This window comes from Mesorhizobium sp. CU3 (assembly GCF_006442965.1).
Taxonomy (GTDB): Bacteria; Pseudomonadota; Alphaproteobacteria; order Rhizobiales; family Rhizobiaceae; genus Mesorhizobium.
Map to the genome: position 1 here is coordinate 1 of NZ_VFWX01000023.1, position 18,794 is coordinate 18,794.

The following is an 18,794-nucleotide window of genomic DNA, read 5'->3' on the forward strand; positions in this document are numbered from 1 at the left end:
GCCAGCCTTGCCCGGATCATCCGTGAGAACTCAATCGTCAATCGCCGGCGTCAATTCCAACTCGGCCGGGCTCAACCCTTGCTTGAGCTGACTTAGCCGGAACTCGTCGACCCAGTATGCCTCGCCGTCGACGAGCACGCGGGCGCTGTAGGAACCGCCGGAAAAGCGCTGTGCGGTGACATACACCTTGTGGCGCTCGAGCGCATTCTTCACCGCGGCGCGACGGGAATTTTCTCTGGCAACGGAAACGACCATGGCCTCACTCGAAACACGCTGCCGCTGGCTTGGCGGCTGCCCTAAGGATGGAGGAGAGCGGGATGCGAGTCAATTTGCGCGGATCCTGGCCGCCGCTCAGCTCCCCGCCCTAAGCCGCCGCCAGCGCTGCATGACGTCTTGCGCGAGCTTGAACAGGCGCGGATTGTCGCGCACCAAAGCGATGCCCTGGCCCTGGTATTTGATGGCGCGGCTGGCTGCCAGGCCCTTGAGCGTGATGCCGTAGCAAAGTTCGGACAGGACCGACTTCACCGCACCCATATGGTCCTTGTAGCTTTGGTTGCCGACCGACAGGTCGAAATAGTCGAAGCCGGCGCCCCGCCCCAATCGGATCAGCTCGCCCATGATGCAAAGCCCAGGCGAGACGTTGGGCACCGCGGTCTGGTCGATCGCAATCAGCAGCGCGTGCAAGGTGCCGAGGTGGGCCGCCAGGTACTGGACCGCGACCATCACGTCGCCGGCTCGCAGGCCGAAGATCCGTACCGAACCGTCAGAGAGGCCGCGCTGCGCGGCGTCGCGGTAGAAGTCGGCGACCGGCTCCTGCGCCAGGAGATCGAAGCGGCCTAGTTCGCGAAACCGGCTAAGCCGCATCTCGACCAGCTTGCCGAAAATGGAGTCGACAAGGGCCGGCGTGTCGGCTTCCATCAGTGCCAGCCCGCCATTGCGATCGAGCCGGCGCAGATCCTTGTTGAGCGCCTTGACGAAGGACGGGCGGCAGATGCGCTTGACGACGGTCTCGGCGTCGCCGTCCATCGCGATGCCGTAGTGCGAGTGGATCGAGTCACCCGCGTGCGAAAGCAGCGCCAGTGGATTGGCGACGCCGCCGACCTCCTTCGGGATGCCGATGATGTGGATGCGGTCCACCGGCGAAGGCAGGACGGAAAGCGCCGCGGCCCAGGCCGCCTCCGCTGCCTCAGCCGTCCAGGGACTGGCATCGGCAAGCAGCGGCGCGGCGTAGTCGCAGACGCCGCAGCTCAACCATTCGATCACCCAATGGTGGAAGGCACGGCGCCGCATCAGCGGCAAAAGCATCGCCGGCTCGCCCGTCGCGGCGTCGCGCAACTCGACGATGAGGGGCTCGGCCTTTTCGGGCAACAGCCGTTCGACGATGCCTTCGGCCCAGGCGAAATGCTGGTGCCCAGTGCACATGCCGGTCGTCTCCAGGCGCAGCCAGAGCGGCTTGACGGCCTCGAGGCTGGTGTGGAGCCGCGCGACATAGGCGCCGCTGGCGGCGCGAACGGCAGGCGCCTCGGCCTGGTCTTCCACCAGGTCGGTCACAGCCAGCATCCGCATTGCCTCACTTGCCACGATCTTCTCTCCTACCGCCTGTGCGCCGCGAGCGCGGCCACGCGACGCCATGATCCGAACCACGAGTCGCGCCGCTCGTTCGGATGCTCGAAATTCCACATGCGGTGCCGCGCGAAATACCAGCAGAGCGCAAAGACAAAGGTTTCGGACGCCGCCGAGCCGGCCAGCGCCCAAGTCGGCGGCGCGACGGCGAGGATCAGAGCGATCAACGCCAGCCCAACGATCGCGCCACCCATGGTGATTAACGCCACGATGCGGAAATCACCGATGATTTCGAGCACGACGCGCGGCATGACGTAGAGCATGATCGGCACGTAGTTGGCGATGGCCAGCAGCCCGATGACGCCGACCGAAGCGCCCTGCAGGGCCTGCGACTTGATCAGCGGCAGGATGAACAGGATGGCGCAGCCGTAAACGATGCTGCCGAGGCCCATGACGAGCGTCCAGATCCTGGCCTGCGCCCACACGCGGGCGGTCTCGTTGCTGTGCAGGAGCTTGGAAAGCTCGGGCTGCGTCATGTTGACGAAAGCGAGGCTGATGATGCGCAACGGCGCAAACAGCACCAGCACCGCCGCCAGCGGCGCGAAGGCCGCGGGGCCGGCGATGCCGGCGACCAGCAGCGCCAGGCACTGTCCCTGGATGTTGGTGGTGGTGGCGCTGAAGGCCGACCAGCAAAGCTGCGACCAGAGTTTTGCATAGCGGCGCCAGGTCGGCGCCCGAAACGAGATGCGCAGCTTACGCGGCGACAGCCGCACCAGGACGACGATGCCGATGATGTTGGCCGCGGCAAGCGCATAGAAAGAACCTTCGAGCGCATTGCCCGAGAACCAGATCGCCAGCGCGGCGAGCGCGATGCCGGCAAAGGTGAAAGCGGCGTCGCTGATCGAGACGATCACTTGCATGCGACGCGCGAAAAAGGCGGTGCGCATATGGCTGCGCAGCGACCAGGCGCCGACGAAGCAGCCGGCGGCGAGCCCGCTCCGATCGCCGAGCATATGCATGAGAAGGCCGCTGCAGAGACCCACGACGAGCGCCACCACCAGCGCCGCCGATCCGAACGTGACGTCATGGGCGTCGATGCCAGCGGCGTTCGTGCTTTTACCCATCCAGATCGAGGCCGGGACGGCGGTGAGCGAGCGGATGTAGGACAGGCCGACGCCGCCCAGCACCATGGCGATGGCGAACAGGCCGTAGCCCTGCGCCGACAAAAGATGCAGCAGCGCGATGTTGAGGGCGAAATGGAAGCCGCTCTGCATCGCCTCGCCGCCGATCATCAGGATCAGCCGCCGAACCAGATGGGCTGAGAATTTCACGAGCGCGTCTCCGCTTGACGGGCGATGGCTGCCCGCCCATGCCTGGCCGTCGCCGGCTTAAGCTTGTCGGCAACGATTGACACGATCGCCGCGGCTGCGATCGGCTCGGCGAAGATCGCCTCGAAACGCGCACGCCCGGCGGCGGCGAAGCCCTGCCAATCCCGCGGCTGCAGGATGATTTTCTCCAGCTTCGCGGCAAGTGCCGCCGCATCGCCCGGCGGCGAATGCCAGCCGGTTTCGCCGTCGGCCACGACTTCCACCAGCCCGCCGATCGAGGACACCAGCGGCGGCCGGCCCCAGGCCATCGCCTCTATGGCGACGCGTCCAAGCGATTCCGGACGCCGCGACGGCACCGCGACGATATCGGCCCAGCGATAATGTTCAGAAGGGTCGGCCACGAAGGGCAGCACCTCGACATGGCCGGTCAGGCCCCTGCTTCCGACCAGCTCGGCCAGGGCGCGCTCGCGCTCGACGCTCTCGAAGGCGCCGCCGACCAGGCGGACCTCGATGCGATCGCGCAGTTCGGCGGGCAATGAGGCCACTGCCTCGAGCAGCACCTCCTGCCCCTTGATACGGTTGACGCGGCCAAGCAGTAGCACTTTCAACGGCCGGCTGCCGTCATAGCTCATCGGCAGGGCTCCGGCCGGGCCGGCGACGCCGTTGTAGACGACATGCGCGCGCCGCCCGCGCGCGTCGAGCAGCGGCGGGTCGCCGAAAGTGGCGCGCGTGGCGCGCGAGTTGAAGATGAGATCGGCGCGGCTGAAGCGCATCAGGCCGGCCAGCACCTTGCGAAGGATGCCCTCGGGGATCTCGTGGATGTGCAGCAGCGCCTTGCGCGGCGAAAGCCGCGCAGCCAAGGCGTAATCCACTACGATCGAGGTGTTGACGTAGGTGATGTCGGCGGCGCGCATGCGGCGCCAGGCGCGCCACAGCGCTGCCGGCAGCCGCGCCATCTCGACGGTGGCGAGCTTGAGCATCGCCTGGCGCCTCAGCACCCAGAGCGGCTCGAAGACGATACGGCTGGCATGCGGCGCAAGGATCGAGACGATCGGGCCCTCGCGCGGCAGCACGACCTCGATGTCGGCCGCCGGAAACGCTGCGCGCAGCGCAGCCACGCTTTCCGCGAAGCTGCGGTCCGAGCCGTAAAGCTCGTAGCCCTGGTGAATGCAGGCAATCCGCATCGTCAACTTCCACCTTGCCCCGTATCCGGTCGGGCGCATTCGCACTGCACTGACTACCGGACACTTCAAGCGCGGAAGGAATTGCCAGGTCCGCGCCGCTCTGCCCAGCGGCGGCCGCAACAGGACTGGAGCAAGGATCGTGCCGGGTCTGGAGGGCCCGGCCGCAAGCCGAAAACGCCAGGCGTGCCCCGTATCGGCACAGTTAGGGCCCCAAAAAGTTGACCGATAGTGAAACAACCCAGGCTTTCTGAAGGAAAATTTTACAACTTCATATGATTGTTTGCGACGGGGGTACCCTGGCACGGAAGTTGCTGGGTGTCGTTGACATAACATCAACCATAACCGGACACCGGGAACCCTTGTCTTGCAATCGGAACGACCTTCCATCCTGATCCTGGGAACGCGCGGCATTCCAGCGTCCCATGGCGGCTTCGAGACCTTCGCCGAACGGCTGGCGCTGTTTCTTGTCGGGCGCGGCTGGAATGTCGGCGTCTACTGCCAGAAAGAGGTCGAGCGCGTCGGCCAAAGGGTGACGAGCGACACCTGGCGCGGCATCGAGCGCATCACCATCGAGGTCGCCTCCAGAGGCCCGCGCGCGACGCTGGAATTCGACTGGCAGTGCGTGCTCGACGCTGCCAGGCGGCCGGGCGTGTGCCTGGTGCTCGGCTACAATGGCGCGGTGTTCCTGACCTGGCTCAGGCTGATGCGGCGCAAGATCATCACCAATATGGACGGCATCGAGTGGCGCCGGCCGAAATGGGGACCGGCGGCGCGCGGCTGGTTCTGGCTCAACGAATGGATCGGCGCCTGGATGTCGCATCGGCTGGTCGCCGACCATCCGGCGATCGCCGATCATCTGGCGACAAGGCGCCCGCGCAGCGCCATCGCCACGATCGCCTATGGCGGTGACCCGGTGACCTCGGCGCCGGAGGAGCCCATCCGCGCATTGGGCTTGGAGCCCGGCAAATACCTGGTGTCGATCGCGCGCATCGAACCCGACAACAACATCCTGCAGATCGTCGAGGCCTTCCGCCGCCGCGAGCGCGGCGACATGAAGCTGGTGGTGCTGGGCACGCTCAATGACGACATCGCCTATCATCGGGCGGTGCGCGAGGCGGCGGGCTCCGTGGTGTTGCTGCCGGGGGCCATCTACGACAAGGCGGTGGTGAAGGCGCTGCGCTACCATGCACGCGCCTATATGCATGGCCACACGGTGGGCGGCACCAATCCCTCGCTGGTCGAGGCGCTGGCCGCGGGCAACATGGTGATCGCACATGACAACCCCTATAATCGCTGGACCGCCGGTGATGCGGCGATCTATTTCGGCAATGCTGACAGCCTGAGCGAACGCATCGACGAGGCGCTGGCCGACGACCTGCTGGCGGCAAGATGCAGCAGGGCGGCACGCATCCGCGCCCGCGAGGCATTCCGCTGGGACGACATATTACTCGCCTATGAGCAGGAAGCGCTTCGCCAGCTCGGCGTCACCACCGTTACGCAGGCCCAGATCGACCGCGCCAGGCGCGCATGACCTTCTGGTCGCGGCGCCGGGTTCTCAAGGCGGCGCTCGCCGCGGGAGCCGCGCCGCTGGCTGCGACGCCGTATGCAACACCATCGCCAGAAAGCTCCGCGGTCGGCACATGGTCATTCAAGCGCGGCGTCAATGTCTGGCCGTGGTTTGCGCTGACGCGCGAATTCCCCGCTCCCCGCACCGACTACGACTGGCCGCCCTTCCAGTCGCAGCGGCCGGTGCCGACGCCGGCCGACCTTGCCCGGCTGCGGGCCAGCGGCATCGATTTCATTCGCCTGCCGGTTGATCCCGGCCCGTTCCTGGCTTTTGAAAGTGGTCGGCGCAAAGAGCTGATGGCGATGTTGACCGACGCGGTGAACGCGGCGCTTGCCGCCCATCTCGGCGTCATCATCAATGTACAAGCCAATGGCGCGACGCATTATTGGAATCCCGGCCGTATGTATTCCAGCATCGGCGCGCCCGAATTCGCGCGCTACCAGGCCTTTGTCGGTGCGCTGGCCGGCACGCTTGCCGGCATCGCGCCGGGCAGGATCGCCCTGGAGCCGGTCAACGAGCCGCCGCAGGACTGCAGCTCCGACACATGGTCGAGGGTGCAGGCGGCGCTGCTCATGGCCGCGCGGAGTTCGGCGAAATACCTGCCGATCGTCGTCACCGGCGGATGCGGCTCGATGGTGGGCGGCCTTACCGCGCTCGACCCGGCGCCGCTGGCGTGGGCCGAGCCGATCCTGTTCACCTTCCACTTCTACGAGCCCTATCTGTTCAGCCACCAGGGCGCGCCATGGATGCGCGAGCCGGTCTACCGGGCGCTGAACAATGTGCCGTGGCCGGCATCGGCCGGCTCGCTGGAGGCGACGCTGGCCTCGGTCCGAGCACGGATGGCGCAGGATTCCGAGACCTCGGAAGCAGATAAGAAGGCCGCGTATGCGGAGACCGAGCGCGTGCTGAAAGTCTATTTCAACGCCCAGCCCGACCGCCGCTTCATCGACGGCTATCTCCAGCAGGTAAGCGACTGGGCGGACCGCCACGGCACCGCCCGCGAGCGCATCATCATGGGTGAGTTCGGCGCGCTGCGCACCGACGCTCGCTACACCGCCGCGCCCAACCCCGACCGCGCCCGCTACATATCCGATGTCCGCCAAAGCGCCGAAGCCGCTGGCTTTCCCTGGGCCTTCTGGGACCTTTTCGATGGCATGGGCATGATGGACGACACCACGCGCAAGCTCGACCCGGCGATGGTCGAGGCGCTTGGGCTGACGATGCCTGCAGACTGAACTTGACCTTTTGAATCGGCAAATTGCTCTAACAGGCTGGTTTGGCTCGATTGTCGATGATTCCAATCGAGGCCCCAAGGTAAACGCGCACGTCGTTTCGCTCCTTGCTTACCTCAAAGGTTGCAGGCGCGAAGGCAGCCGGTTTCCAGCAGCGCCAGGCGCTCCTCCCGACACCATCGCCGGCCGGTACAGCGCAAGCGCCATGACCACGAATTTGGTCATCAGCGTCGTTTTGGAAGCCAGGCTTTCGGAGGTGTTTATCAGGATCAGCCAGCCCAGCATCGGCAGCCAGATGCCGGGGCAGCAGCGGCGCGCGACCTCGTGCATGAACAGCGCGAAGCCGACGAAGATCAGAAGCGTGAAGAAGGCGCCCTGGTAAAGCGTCATGCGGATGATCGGGTTCTCGATGCCCTGTTCGAGACCGCTAATGCGGCGAATGCTCTCCAGGATGTCTATGTCGGGGCCAACGATGATGTCGCGCAGTTCCAGTTGGTTGAACAGGTCGAACATTTCGACGCGGGCATTGGCGCTGCCCGAGTCGGAGATAAAGCGCCCGAGCAGCGCGTCGAAGAAGCCGTAGTAGCCGGCCAGCGCGATCGCCACCGGCAAGAGCGCGCAGGCCATGATCACGAGTGCCGCGGCCAATAGGTTGACGCGCCCGGTCCGGAGCTGGGCGAAGCCGTGAACCAGCATATAGACGCCGCCGAGCAGGACGGCGAGAACCATCGCCGAGCGACCGCCGAAGGCGACCAGCGCGCAGAACTGCAGGCCGACCAGAGCCAGCCTGAGCGGCGTCGACAGCGTGCGCGAGCCGGAGAGCAGCGCCAGGACATAGATCGCAGTGACCGTGGCATTGGAAAGCGGATGCCCCTGCAGCGCCGTCGAGCGCAGATCGGCAACGAAAACCGCGCCGTCGAAGCGATAGGGAAAGACCAGATGTTTTGTCGCGAACTCGAACAACGCGAGCAGCGCGTTGACCGTCATGACGGCGTGGATGACGACCTGCAGCCGAGCGAAGGTCCTTTCGTCGTCCTCGCTCACCATCAGGACAAGCAGCGCCGGCGCGAGGAAGGTATCGATCATGCCGGCCATGCCGGGGCGTTGCCTGACGATGACGACGACGAGCAGCACGATCGCGATCACCGCCATCAGCGTGGTCGCCGGGCGCCGGTTGGTGACATGGACGACATAGCCGACCGGGTTGCCGAAGGTGCAGGAGCGCCAGGCGAACACCAGCACCAGCAGATAGGTGGACGGATGGATCTTGGTCAGCGCACTGCCTTGCAAGCCGTCGTAATTATAGCCGACCAGCCACAACATGCCGCCCGAGACGGCGAACAGAAGCAACACCGCGCCTGTCAGCCCAAGGCGGGTCAGCGCGTCGACAGGAACCGTGCGCGGCCCGGCCATGCCGTAAGCGGCCGAAGACCCCCGGCCGGATGCTGCCGGGACCGCGGCCATTTCAGGCGGCCTCGTCGACCAGCATGGCGCCGGTCGGCAGCCGGCCCATGACCGCGACCGCCTGCGAGGTCGTGGCGACGTCGCGCATCGGCGTCGTGTTCAGCCTCGCGACGAGCAGGATTTCGTCGGCCATGGCGACCAAAGGCGAGACGTTGAGGTCATCGACCAGCGCTCCGCCGTCGACGACGACAAGCTCGAAACTGTGGTTGGCCTCGGCCAGCATGCGGTGGGCGAAGTAAAGCGCCTGCGCTTCCTGGAACACCGCAGTCTGGCGGCCCCTGCCGACCAGCGCGACGGCGCTGCCCGGAGCATAGCGGCTGACGGCGTCGAGCGGATAGTCGCCGCGCATGACGTCGAGCACGCCGGGCTGCGGATCGCTCTTGCCTTTGCCGGCATTGATGTCGATGTAAAGCACACGGCGGCCCCTGGCCGCCGCGGCATTGGCAAGCTGCCAGGCAACCCGCGAGCGCTGCGCCTTGTCCTCGGGTGGCGAAGTCACCAGGATCGACGGCACCAGCGGCCAGTCGGGCGGGCGCCTGGTGGTGGCGGCGATGCGCTGCAGCGCCAGCCCGGCTACGGCATCGGTCTTTTGCGTCGGGGCATTGGCGCGAGGGAACAGCCAGCGTCGCCGCGCACTCTTGCCCGGCAGCACGCCCAGCACCGGCGCATCGATGGCCGACTGCATCTGGTTGGAGGACAGTACGGTCGGCGACAGATACTCCGCGATCAGCGCGAGACCGATGCCAAGCGCGAGCCCGCCGAACAGCGCGCCGAACAAAAGCAGCCCCTTCGGCGGCCAGCTCTTCTTCAGCGCCGGCATTGCATCCGAGATGATGCGCGCATTGGTGCTGTCGACATTGGTCTGCTCGCGCGTTTCCTGGGCGCGCTGCAGGTAGTTGGCATAGACGGTGCGCACGGCATCGAGATCGCGCTGCAATTCGCGCAGCCTGACCGAGGCCTGATCGGTGTCAAGCGACTTCGCCTTGAGCGCCGCCACCTTGGCTTCCAGCGCCTGCTGGTTGGCCAAGGCACGCTGGTAGTCGGTCTCGGCGGCGGCGACGATGCGGGCGAGCTCGCGCTGGATCAGCACGCGCAGGTCGCGCAGCTGCTGCTGAGCGGCGATCATCGAGGGATGGCGCGGTCCGAGCCCGGTGCCGAGCTGCGCGATCTGGTCGACCAGCGACGCCTCCTGGGCCCTGAGACTTGAAATCGTCGCGGAGCGCGTTGCCTCCGACGTGGCGTCCGGCGTGCCGCCCTGACGGCGCAACTGGTCGACCTGCGCCTTCAATTGCTGAGTGCGCGCCTGCGCGGCGGTCAGTTCGGCATTGAGCCCGGTCAGGTCCTGGTCACTGACCAGGCTGCCCTGCGCCATCACCATATTGTGCTGCGAGCGATAGGCCTCGACCGCGTTCTCGGCCTGCTCGACACGCTTGCGCTGCTCATCGAGGCGCGCGGTGATCGCCTCGGACGCCTTGGCCGCCTTCTCCTTGCGCGCGTCCGCCTGGTCGGCGAGATAGGCGTTGGCGATGGCGTTGGCCAGGTCCGACGCCTTCTGCGCACTCTTGGCGGTAACGATGATGTTGAGTACCAGCACCTTGTCGTCGCGCTTCACCGCGAGCCGCCGGCGCAGCGAATCCAGTGTCGTCGCGGTCCTGTCGCCATCGCTGGAGCCGAAGATCGCGGCCATCCAGCGGCCAAGCACGCCCTGCCCGTTGAAGTCCGGATCGTCGGTGAGGTTGGTCGCCTTCATGGCACGCAGCAGCACACCATTCGACTGCGCCACGCTGACCTGGCTCTCGACCTGGGTGATGCCGCCATCGGGCGAGATACGGCTTGGATTGACGTCATTGGTGACGACCTGGAGATCTTCCGGATCGACGAGGATCTGCGCGGTCGAGGAGTAGAGCGCCGGCGTCAGCATCGCGTAGACGAGCGTGACGAGCGTCAGCAGCACGGCGGTGGCGAGGATCAGGAAGCGGCGGCGCAGCAGGATGCGGCCGAGATCGCCAAGCTCGACCGTCGCAGGCGCGGCCACAGGCGCATAGGCCGGCATCGGCGCTGCCGTTTCCGGAGCGTGCTGCTGCGGCACCATGAGCAGGGATGATTGCAAAGGTCGCTCCGACAACGCTCCATCTGCCGGCAAAGACGAGAAATGCGGCGTTGGTCTAGCTATTCCCGGCAACGATTAAAACACTGTTAATTATGTTCATAAATTGATGGCGTTCTGGCACGGAGATTGCACGAACAAAGTACAATCAAGAGCAACCCAAATTTGGAGAGATCGTGCGCATGCGGCGGGAACTCGACCTGTCGGATCTATCCGCCGGCTCCAGACGTGAGCTGCGGGGGTGTCGGCCATGCGCCTGACTTTGCGGCTCAACGGGGATTGCGTGCGTGCCTTTCATGCCGACTTGGCCGAAAGGCTGGCGGCACTGCCAGGCGTGGAGCTTGCCATAGATGCAAGGCCCTGTGCCGCCGGTGTGCCGCGCGGAGCCGAGGCACTGTTCCAGCTTGAAACGCTGATCCACCGCCTGCCCGGCAATGGGACGGCCCGGCGCGTGCCGGTTTCGGCCCTGGCCAGCTACGTGAAGGCATCGGGGCCGGCCGATCTCACCATCGACCTGTGTGGCGATGTCGAGCTGGAAGGCCGGCGTGTCTGGCGGCTCAGCTATGACGGCGCCTGCGGCGAGGAGGCGCTTTTGGCGCTGATCCTTTCCGGCCGCACGCCGCTCGCCCGGCTGGAGCAGAACGGCGCCACCGTCGCCGAGGGGCGGCTCGGCACCGAGTATCACGGCATCGCGCTCGCTTCCTTCCAGGATATGCTGGCACGTAGCGCCAGCCTGATTGTGGCGGCTGTGAATGGCGCCGCGCGCTCAGCCCTGCCGGTGCTGCCGGAGCCCTCGTCCGACGCGCCGGTGCCGGCCATGCCGTCGGCGGCGAAACTCGGCGTGCGGGCCGCCAAGGCGACGGCGCGGCGTATCGTCCAGCAGATCTACCACCTATGCTATAACGCCCCGCACTGGCGGGTCGGCTGGCGCGAGGCGCAAGGGCGTGACCTCTATGATCGGCGCGCGCTCCCGCAATCCGGCTGGCGCGACCTGCCCGACGACGGCAGCCGCTTCTATGCCGATCCCTTCCCTGTCCTCCACAAAGGCCAAGTGACGCTGTTCGTCGAGGACTATATCCACCGCACCGGCAAGGCGATCCTGTCGGCGGTGGCGTTCGGTCCGAACGGACCTCTCGGCCAGCCGAAGCCGGTGCTGGAGCTGCCCTATCACCTCTCCTACCCTTTCGTCTTCGAGCGCGACGGCCAGATGTGGATGGTACCGGAAAGTGGGGCCAACCGCAGCATCGACCTTTATCGCGCCGACGCCTATCCGGGCGGCTGGGTGAAGGAAGCGACCTTGGTCTGCGACATCGTTGCCAGCGACGCCACACTTGTCGAACATGACGGGCGCTGGTGGATGTTCGCCACCGTGCGTGACGGCGGCGGCGCCTTCTCCGATCAGTTGCATCTGTGGTCGGCGCCAGATTTCCGCGGGCCATGGACGCCGCATCCGAGGAACCCGGTTCTGATCGACATCGCCTCGGCGCGGCCGGCCGGCCGCATGGTCAGCCGCGGCGGACAGCTTCTGCGGCCGGTGCAGGACTGTCGGCGGAGCTATGGAGCGGCCATGGGCATCGCGCGCGTCACCAAGCTGGACGAGACCGGCTTCGAGCAGGTCGTCGAGACGATCCTTGCGCCAGGCGCCGGCTGGGCCGGCCGCAAGCTGCACACGCTCAACGAGGCCGGGGGGCTGGAATTCATCGACGGCTCGGCAATGGCGCCGCGCTGGAAAAGCGCAAGAACACAAACACCGAAGGGCGATCGGAGTTAACCTAACTTTTCATTGCTACCCGGCTCGCCCCTGGGTCGCTTGAGATTGTTTCAGCCACCAGGGACATTTGTTCCCGCGGGCTTGGAGAAGTGAAATGAATACCGAAAAGGACCGGGAAACAGCAGCCGTCCAAGCTGTTCCGGCCGAAGTCGAAGTTGCGATCGTCGGCGCCGGTCTCGCTGGAACCGCGCTTGCGTTGGCCCTGGCCAGGACCGGCCGAAAGGTGGCGCTGATCGATCCGCATCGCACCCATCACGACGAGTTCCGCGCCGAGAAGATCGGCATGGCGCAGATGGAATTGTTCGAGAAGCACGGCATCGGGCCGGCCATCAAGCCGCTGGTCACGCCGATGACCGACATTCATACCTTCCGCCTCGGCCAGTTCTTCCAGCGCGAGCAGAAATGGGAGTTCGGCTTCTCCTACGGCCCGCTGGTCAACGGCCTGCGCGCGGCACTGCCGCCGGAAGCGCCGCTGACGGTAGGCAAGGTCTCAGAGGTCTCGACGGGGCCCGACCGGCAACGCGTGGTGCTTACCGACGGCTCGATCATCGATGCCCGCCTGCTGGTGGTCGCCACCGGCTACAGCGAGGCCATACGGCGCGCCATCGGCATGGAGCGGATCGAGGAATCCAAGGCGCATTCGCTGTCGCTGGGTTTCGACCTGGCAATCACGCGGGAGCAATGCCCCTATCCCGCGGTTACCTGCTATGCCAGGAACCCGGCGGACCGCACCGCCTATCTGACCATCTTCCCGATCGGCAACCGGATGCGCGCCAACATGTTCGGCTACCATACGGTGGCCGACGCGTGGACCAGGGAATTCCGCGACAACCCGCAAAAAATGCTGCTCAAGATGATGCCTGAGATCGCCGCGCAATGCGGTAATTTCGAAGTCGCGAGCCCCGTCGAGATGCGGCAGGTCAGCCTGACCACGACCAAGGGCCATCGCCGCGACGGCGTCGTCGCGATCGGCGATGCGTTCTGGACGACCTGCCCGACGCCAGGCGTCGGCATCAACCGAGTGATGACCGATGTCGACCGGCTTGTCTCGACCTTCATCCCCGACTGGCTGGCGACGCCTGGAATGGCCGCCGACAAGATCTGCGCCTTCTACGACGATCCGACCAAGCTCGAAACCGATGAATCGGCGATGCGCGCCAGCATCTATGCCAAGCGGATAACCATCGGCACCGGCATGGAATGGCGGCTGCGCCGCGTGCGCAACAACGCCGCGCGCCAGCTCATGATCATCGGCCGCAAGTTCCGCGAGGCCGGACAACCGGCCACGCCGAGCATGGCGTAAGCGGATAGCCTTCCTCGCCCCTCTCCCGCCTTCAGCGGGTGCAAGGAACCTGAACTTTCGAATGCCGAGATTGGTTGTGCCGGTCGCTTCGCCCTATCTTCTGGTACCAACGAGGATGACGAGGATGGCCCACATCCGGGCAATGACGCGGAACGATCTGGGCGACGTGTCGCGGCTCCTGGGCGCTTCCTGGCGGCGCACCTATTCGCCGATCATGGGCGCAGAGAACACCGCCCGGCTCTCCGACGAAAGACACGCTCCGGACGCGCTGGCCGCCGAGATCGACGACGAGGACAAGATGTCCTTCGTCGTCGAGCGCGGCGACGGCTCGATCGCCGGCTACGCCATGGCGGCAATGGACCGGCATGGCGACGTCATGCTGGAGCGGTTGCATATCGAGCCGAGCGAGTTCGGCGGCGGGCTCGCGGTGGACCTTCTGCATGCGGTGCTTGCCGCGCATGCGGGTATCCCCTCCATCGCGCTTGAGGTGATCGAAGGCAACGACCGGGCGATCGCCTTCTGCCGCAAGCACGGCTTCGAGGTGGTGGAGCGCCGCGAGGCCGCGCATGGCGTCGGCGGCCACGCCTCGCTGATCATGCGGCGATTGTTGCCGAGGGCTTAGGTCAAGAGCGTGCAGGAATGGCGCCTTGGCGAAGCCGCCAATCTCACGCCGAGCGGCGCAGCATCAGTTCGGCGTTGAGCAGGATGCGCTCACCCTCGCGCTTGGCGACGACTTTTTCATCCAGCCGCTTCAACAACAGCTCGATCGAGAGGCGGCCGATCTCGTTGTAGTTCTGCGCCACCGTGGTGATCGGCGGGCAGGCATAGCGCGACAGCGGATGGTCGTCATGGCCGGCAACGCGCAGGTCGCAATCGGCGCCGTGGCCGATCTTCAGGCCGAGCTCATAGGCGGCGCTGATGACGCCGAAGGCGATGCGGTCGTTGGCGCATAACACGGTGCCGGTCGGGAAGCCCCCGCTTTTCAGGATGCGCAGCGCCTCGTCATAGCCGAATTTCTCAAAATCCCAGGAGCGCGCCTCCGCTACCGGCACGATCACCGGTGTCATCTTGAACTGCCGCATGGCCTCGACATAGGCCTCTTGCCTCGCGCCGGCATTGTTGTTGACCTGCGGCATCGCGAAATAGCAGGGCGGCTCGCCGGAACGGCACAGATAGTCGACGATCAGCCTGAAACTCTGGCGGTTGTCGGTGCCGACGAAGGACGAGGTCTCGTCGAGCGGCGAGTCGACATAGATCAGCGGGATCGAGGCGCCGAGCTCGGCCAGGATGCGGTGGTGCGAGCGCACGCCGAGCGGCGCGATGATAGCGCCGGCTATGTTCATCGATCGGAACGTCTGGATCGCCTGGTCTTCCATCTCGGCGCGCCCGTCGGATGAGAGCACGAAGGCAAGGAAGCCGGCCTCGTTGGCGATCGTCTCGATGCGGCGCGTCAGCGCCATGTAGAACGGATCGGTCGAGTTGGGCACGATGACGCCGAGTATGTTCGAGCGCCGCCGGTTCAGATTGACCGCGAACATGCTGGGGCGAAAATCGGATTTCTTCAGCGCCGCCTCGATGGCGCTTCGCGTGTTCTTGCGGACCGAGTTGGGATCGTTGAAGTATTTTGAGACCGTGGTGCGCGACAGGCCGACAAAGTCGGAAAAATCCTCCATCGTCCTGATCGTCTTTGCCATCCTTTTGCCCCTGTCGGTACCGCCCTCGCGACTGAATACGTGAGTCATGGCTCAGCGCAAAGCCGGCTATCGTCAAGCCTCGGTCGAGAACTGCACCTTCATCGTCGCCGGGTCGCCGCTGTGCTTGGCGAAGAAGGGCAGCATCTCGGCAAGCGGCAGCTGGTGGCTGACCAGCTTCGCCATGGTGCCGTCGTCGCTGCTCAGGATCTCCAGCGCCTGCGGGATGTTGCGGTTCAGCGAATGCGAGCCGGCGAGCCTTATCTGGCGGCGGAATATCTCGAATGGCGCGACCGCGATGCGGGCGTCCGGCGCGCAGACGCCGAAGACCAGCGCCGTGCCGCCATCGGCGGTGAAGCCGATCATGCCTTCGACGACCTTGGCGACGCCGGTGGCATCGGCGACGAAGTCGAAACTTTTCGCCCGCGCTGTCAGCGCCTCCGAACCGGAGACGAAAGGCTTCAGGCCGAGCGCTTCGGCGAAGGCCAGGCGCTGCTCGCTGATATCGGCGACGGCGACCTCCGCCACGCCTTTGGCCTTGAGCGACAGCGCCATCAACAGGCCGATCGGCCCCGCGCCGAAGACCAGCGCGGATTGAGGCTTGCTCGCCTCGACGCCGGCGGCGCCGAGCCCGTTCAACACACAGGCGAGCGGCTCGGCCAGGGCGGCGGTGGCGAAATCGAGCGCGCCGATGGAATGCAGATGGCCGACCTTGACCAGGCTGTATTCGGCAAAGCCGCCATTTTCCGTCACGCCATAGGCTTTCAGCGTAGCGCAGAGATTGGTGATGCCCTTGCGGCAAGCCGCGCAATGCCCGCAAGGGATGTTGGGATCGACGGCGACCCGATCGCCGGGCTTCAGCGATGTCACATCCTCCGCGACCGCTTCCACGGTGCCGGCATATTCATGGCCGGGTACCAGCGGAAACGCCCCTTCCCCGTAGCGGCCATGCAGCACCTCGATGTCGGTGTGGCAGAGGCCGGCTGCGCGGACGCGGATCAGCGCATGGCCGGGTCTGAGCTTCGGCGTGTCGAGTTCGGCCATGCCGGCAACGCCGGCGGCGGCAAATCGGACGGCTTTCATTTTCCGGTCTCCTCCATAGGCACTTACGCGACCTCAGCTCATCCAGTTGCCGCCGTCGACATTGTAGGTCTGGGCGAGAATGTAGTCGCTGTCGGAGGAAGCCAGGAACACGGCTAAGCCAGCAATGTCTTCCGGATTGGCGAAGCGGCCGATCGGCACCGACTTCGCCACCGCGGCTTTCTTCTCGCCGGGCTTCAGGCCCTCCCATTTGGCGAAGTGCGCGTCGACGACATCCCAATGCTCGCCGTCGACGACGCCGGGCGCAATGGCATTGACATTGATGCCGTGCTTGACCAGCGCAAGTGCTGCCGATTGCGTGGCGGAAATGATCGCCGCCTTGGAGGCGCAGTAGAGCAACACCAGCGCCTCGCCGCGGCGCCCGGCCTGGCTCGCCATGTTGATGATCTTGCCGCCGCGGCCGCGCTTAATCATCAGGTTCGACACCGCCTTCATCACGAATAGCGGCCCCTTCAAATTGATGCCGAAGACGCGCTCGTAGCTTTGTTCGGTGATGTCGGTGACCGGCGCCATGTCGAAGATCGCGGCGTTGTTGACCAGGATGTCGATGCCGCCGAATTCGTAATCGACCTCAGCGGCGACGCTCTCGATCGCGGCAAGGTCGGTGACGTCGAGTTTTCTTGCGCTGGCCTGCGGGCCGATCCCGGCCGCTGCCCAGGTCGCGCGCTCGATGTCGATATCGGCGATCACCACGCGCGCGCCCTCGCGCACGAAAGCCTCGGCGAAGCCGAGGCCGATGCCGCGCGCGCCGCCGGTGATCAGGGCTGTCTTGTTCTCTAGCTTCATTCAAGGATTCCAGTTTTCGCGATTTGGAAAATGGTGTCGGGAGGAACCATCCCTCCCTCGAGGAACGCACGGATCCACCTTTGCTCTAGACGGATCCGCGCATCCTCCGACCGGCCGCGAGGGAGTTCCGCGGCGGGCTGGATGGCCGGGAGGCGGCGCACGATCCGCATCCCGGCTTGTTATCCGGCTCGGCTACTTGATGTAACCCGCCTCCTTCATCGTGTTCTCGACAGAGGCCTGGGCGCCGTTCAGCGCGTCGTCGACCGACTGCTCGCCGGTGACGGCGGCAGCGACCGCCTGGCCGACAGTGGTGCCGATGCCCTGGAATTCGGGGATGGCGACGAACTGGATGCCGGTATAAGGCACCGGGTCCTTGGTCTGCTTGGTCGGGTCGGCGGATTCGATCGCGGCAAGCACCGTCGCGGCAAACGGCGCCGCCTTCTGATAGTCGGCGCTGGCATAGGTCGACTTGCGCGTGCCCGGAGGTGCGGCAACCCAGCCTTCGGTCTCGCCGACGCGCTGGATATAGGCCTTCGAGGTCGCCCATTTGACGAAGGATTTCGCCGTGTCCGCCTTCTTGGTCGAGGCCGGGATGGCGAGGCTCCAGGCCCAGCCCCAAGCCGAACCGTTCGGCGTCACTGCAACCGGCGCCTTGGCGAAGGCGACCTTGTCGGCGACCTTGCTCTGCTTCGGATCGTACACGCGGCCGGCGGCCGAAGTGGCGTCGATCCACATCGCGCAATGGCCCGACGCAAACAACGTCTGGTTCTCGTTGAAGCCGTTGGAGCTGATGCCGGGCGGTCCATCCTTCTTCATGGTGTCGACATACCAGCCGATCGCCTTCTTCCAGGCGTCGGAGTTGATCTGCGGCTTCCAGTCCATGTTGAACCAGCTGCCGCCGAAGGTGTTGATCAGCGTGCCGACGAAGGCCATGTTCTCGCCCCAGCCCGGCTTGCCGCGCAGGCACAGGCCGTACTGTTCCTTCGACTTGTCGGTGAGCTTGTCGGCGAATTCGGTGATCTGGTCGTAGGTCGGCTGCTCCGGCATCTTGAGCCCGGCAGCGTCGAACAGGTCCTTGCGGTAGAGCGTGAACGAGCTCTCGGCATAGAACGGCACGGCATAGAGATTGCCGTCGACCGTGAGGCCGGCGCGCACCGGCGCGATCAGGTCGTCATAGTCATAGTCGGCGCCAAGGTCGTTGAGAGGCGTCAGCCAGCCGGCCTTGCCCCAGATCGGCGTCTCATAGCCGCCGATGGTGAGCACGTCGAACTGGCCGCCCTTGGTGGCGATGTCGGTGGTGACGCGCTCGCGCAGCACGTTCTCTTCCAGCACCACCCAATTGACCTTGTTACCCGTCGCCTTTTCCCACTCCGACGACAGTTTCTGCATGATGATCATGTCGCCATTGTTGACGGTCGCGACAGTGATCTCCTCCGACAGGGCGGCGCCCGCCGTCAGTGCCGAAGCGGCGGTCGCCGCTGCGAGAATTCCACAAAGCTTGCGTATCGGCATTTCGTCTCCTCCTTTACGAATGCGCATGTAAAAGTGAACATGCGCGTATATTCTATCGCGCTACAAGACGGCGCCGTCAAGCCGTCTTTTCCGTTGATTTTACGCCGCACCAGCGCCATCAGGGCAGATTGGACCGCTTCAAAGATACCATGTGCAGCAATATAAGTGTACGCGCGTATAGTTCT

General features: G+C 65.4%; 15 protein-coding genes. 5 read left to right on the forward strand and 10 right to left on the reverse strand.

Annotated features, from left to right (window positions below; genetic code table 11):
* Window positions 1–30: 30 nt before the first annotated feature.
* The 4 genes from FJ988_RS27360 to FJ988_RS27375 form a co-directional block, all read right to left on the reverse strand.
* Window positions 31–255 (reverse strand): hypothetical protein, encoded by a 225-nt coding sequence (locus FJ988_RS27360; RefSeq protein ID WP_140821888.1) that lies wholly within the window; start codon window positions 253–255, stop codon window positions 31–33.
* Between the two features lie 96 nt (window positions 256–351).
* Window positions 352–1,581 (reverse strand): GNAT family N-acetyltransferase, encoded by a 1,230-nt coding sequence (locus FJ988_RS27365; protein WP_140821889.1) that lies wholly within the window; start codon window positions 1,579–1,581, stop codon window positions 352–354.
* An 11-nt stretch (window positions 1,582–1,592) separates the two neighbouring features.
* Complete coding sequence (locus tag FJ988_RS27370) at window positions 1,593–2,894, reverse strand: hypothetical protein (RefSeq protein ID WP_181183689.1); 1,302 nt, start codon at window positions 2,892–2,894, stop codon at window positions 1,593–1,595.
* Entirely contained in the window at window positions 2,891–4,075 is a 1,185-nt protein-coding gene (locus FJ988_RS27375) for a glycosyltransferase family 4 protein (protein ID WP_140821891.1), read from the reverse strand. Before FJ988_RS27375 ends, FJ988_RS27370 begins: the two co-directional genes overlap by 4 nt.
* Before the next feature lie 364 nt (window positions 4,076–4,439).
* On the opposite strand from FJ988_RS27375, the gene FJ988_RS27380 reads away from it, so the two are divergent.
* Window positions 4,440–5,606: a glycosyltransferase gene (locus tag FJ988_RS27380; RefSeq protein ID WP_140821893.1), complete on the forward strand. Its 1,167-nt coding sequence runs from the start codon at window positions 4,440–4,442 to the stop codon at window positions 5,604–5,606.
* Complete coding sequence (locus FJ988_RS27385; RefSeq protein ID WP_140821895.1) at window positions 5,603–6,877, forward strand: glycoside hydrolase family 5 protein; 1,275 nt, start codon at window positions 5,603–5,605, stop codon at window positions 6,875–6,877. Before FJ988_RS27380 ends, FJ988_RS27385 begins: the two co-directional genes overlap by 4 nt.
* Window positions 6,878–6,985: 108 nt before the next feature.
* Here FJ988_RS27385 and FJ988_RS27390 read toward each other — a convergent pair whose 3' ends face one another.
* Complete coding sequence (locus tag FJ988_RS27390) at window positions 6,986–8,338, reverse strand: VpsF family polysaccharide biosynthesis protein (protein ID WP_140821896.1); 1,353 nt, start codon at window positions 8,336–8,338, stop codon at window positions 6,986–6,988.
* Window position 8,339: 1 nt separating this feature from the next.
* The gene (locus tag FJ988_RS27395) at window positions 8,340–10,448 is read right to left on the reverse strand and encodes an exopolysaccharide transport family protein (RefSeq protein WP_140821898.1); all 2,109 of its coding nucleotides are present in this window, start codon (window positions 10,446–10,448) and stop codon (window positions 8,340–8,342) included.
* A gap of 247 nt (window positions 10,449–10,695) precedes the next feature.
* Between FJ988_RS27395 and FJ988_RS27400 the strand changes: the two genes are divergently transcribed.
* The 3 genes from FJ988_RS27400 (at window position 10,696) to FJ988_RS27410 (ending at window position 14,141) form a co-directional block, all read left to right on the forward strand.
* Window positions 10,696–12,216: a formyl transferase gene (locus tag FJ988_RS27400; protein WP_140821900.1), complete on the forward strand. Its 1,521-nt coding sequence runs from the start codon at window positions 10,696–10,698 to the stop codon at window positions 12,214–12,216.
* Between the two features lie 94 nt (window positions 12,217–12,310).
* The gene (locus FJ988_RS27405) at window positions 12,311–13,519 is read left to right on the forward strand and encodes an FAD-dependent monooxygenase (protein WP_140821902.1); all 1,209 of its coding nucleotides are present in this window, start codon (window positions 12,311–12,313) and stop codon (window positions 13,517–13,519) included.
* A 124-nt stretch (window positions 13,520–13,643) separates the two neighbouring features.
* Window positions 13,644–14,141: a GNAT family N-acetyltransferase gene (locus FJ988_RS27410; RefSeq protein ID WP_140821903.1), complete on the forward strand. Its 498-nt coding sequence runs from the start codon at window positions 13,644–13,646 to the stop codon at window positions 14,139–14,141.
* Window positions 14,142–14,184: 43 nt separating this feature from the next.
* Here the strand turns inward: FJ988_RS27410 and FJ988_RS27415 are convergent, their stop codons facing one another.
* The 4 genes from FJ988_RS27415 to FJ988_RS27430 all read right to left on the reverse strand — a co-directional run bounded on the left by FJ988_RS27415 (window position 14,185) and on the right by FJ988_RS27430 (window position 18,609).
* Complete coding sequence (locus FJ988_RS27415) at window positions 14,185–15,192, reverse strand: LacI family DNA-binding transcriptional regulator (protein ID WP_181183696.1); 1,008 nt, start codon at window positions 15,190–15,192, stop codon at window positions 14,185–14,187.
* A gap of 93 nt (window positions 15,193–15,285) precedes the next feature.
* Window positions 15,286–16,293, reverse strand: a complete 1,008-nt coding sequence (locus FJ988_RS27420; protein WP_140821907.1) for a zinc-dependent alcohol dehydrogenase family protein — start codon at window positions 16,291–16,293, stop codon at window positions 15,286–15,288.
* 33 nt (window positions 16,294–16,326) lie between these two features.
* Window positions 16,327–17,097, reverse strand: a complete 771-nt coding sequence (locus tag FJ988_RS27425; protein ID WP_140821909.1) for an L-iditol 2-dehydrogenase — start codon at window positions 17,095–17,097, stop codon at window positions 16,327–16,329.
* A 192-nt stretch (window positions 17,098–17,289) separates the two neighbouring features.
* Entirely contained in the window at window positions 17,290–18,609 is a 1,320-nt protein-coding gene (locus FJ988_RS27430) for a sugar ABC transporter substrate-binding protein (RefSeq protein ID WP_210242786.1), read from the reverse strand.
* Window positions 18,610–18,794 lie beyond the last annotated feature (185 nt).

Coding starts and splice junctions, on each gene's coding strand:
- FJ988_RS27360 (WP_140821888.1), bottom strand. CDS start 255: ATGGTCGTTTCCGTTGCCAGAGAAAATTCCCGTCGCGCCGCGGTGAAG.
- FJ988_RS27375 (WP_140821891.1), bottom strand. CDS start 4,075: ATGCGGATTGCCTGCATTCACCAGGGCTACGAGCTTTACGGCTCGGAC.
- FJ988_RS27385 (WP_140821895.1), top strand. CDS start 5,603: ATGACCTTCTGGTCGCGGCGCCGGGTTCTCAAGGCGGCGCTCGCCGCG.
- FJ988_RS27390 (WP_140821896.1), bottom strand. CDS start 8,338: ATGGCCGCGGTCCCGGCAGCATCCGGCCGGGGGTCTTCGGCCGCTTAC.
- FJ988_RS27400 (WP_140821900.1), top strand. CDS start 10,696: ATGCGCCTGACTTTGCGGCTCAACGGGGATTGCGTGCGTGCCTTTCAT.
- FJ988_RS27405 (WP_140821902.1), top strand. CDS start 12,311: ATGAATACCGAAAAGGACCGGGAAACAGCAGCCGTCCAAGCTGTTCCG.
- FJ988_RS27410 (WP_140821903.1), top strand. CDS start 13,644: ATGGCCCACATCCGGGCAATGACGCGGAACGATCTGGGCGACGTGTCG.
- FJ988_RS27415 (WP_181183696.1), bottom strand. CDS start 15,192: ATGGAGGATTTTTCCGACTTTGTCGGCCTGTCGCGCACCACGGTCTCA.
- FJ988_RS27420 (WP_140821907.1), bottom strand. CDS start 16,293: ATGAAAGCCGTCCGATTTGCCGCCGCCGGCGTTGCCGGCATGGCCGAA.
- FJ988_RS27425 (WP_140821909.1), bottom strand. CDS start 17,097: ATGAAGCTAGAGAACAAGACAGCCCTGATCACCGGCGGCGCGCGCGGC.
- FJ988_RS27430 (WP_210242786.1), bottom strand. CDS start 18,609: ATGCCGATACGCAAGCTTTGTGGAATTCTCGCAGCGGCGACCGCCGCT.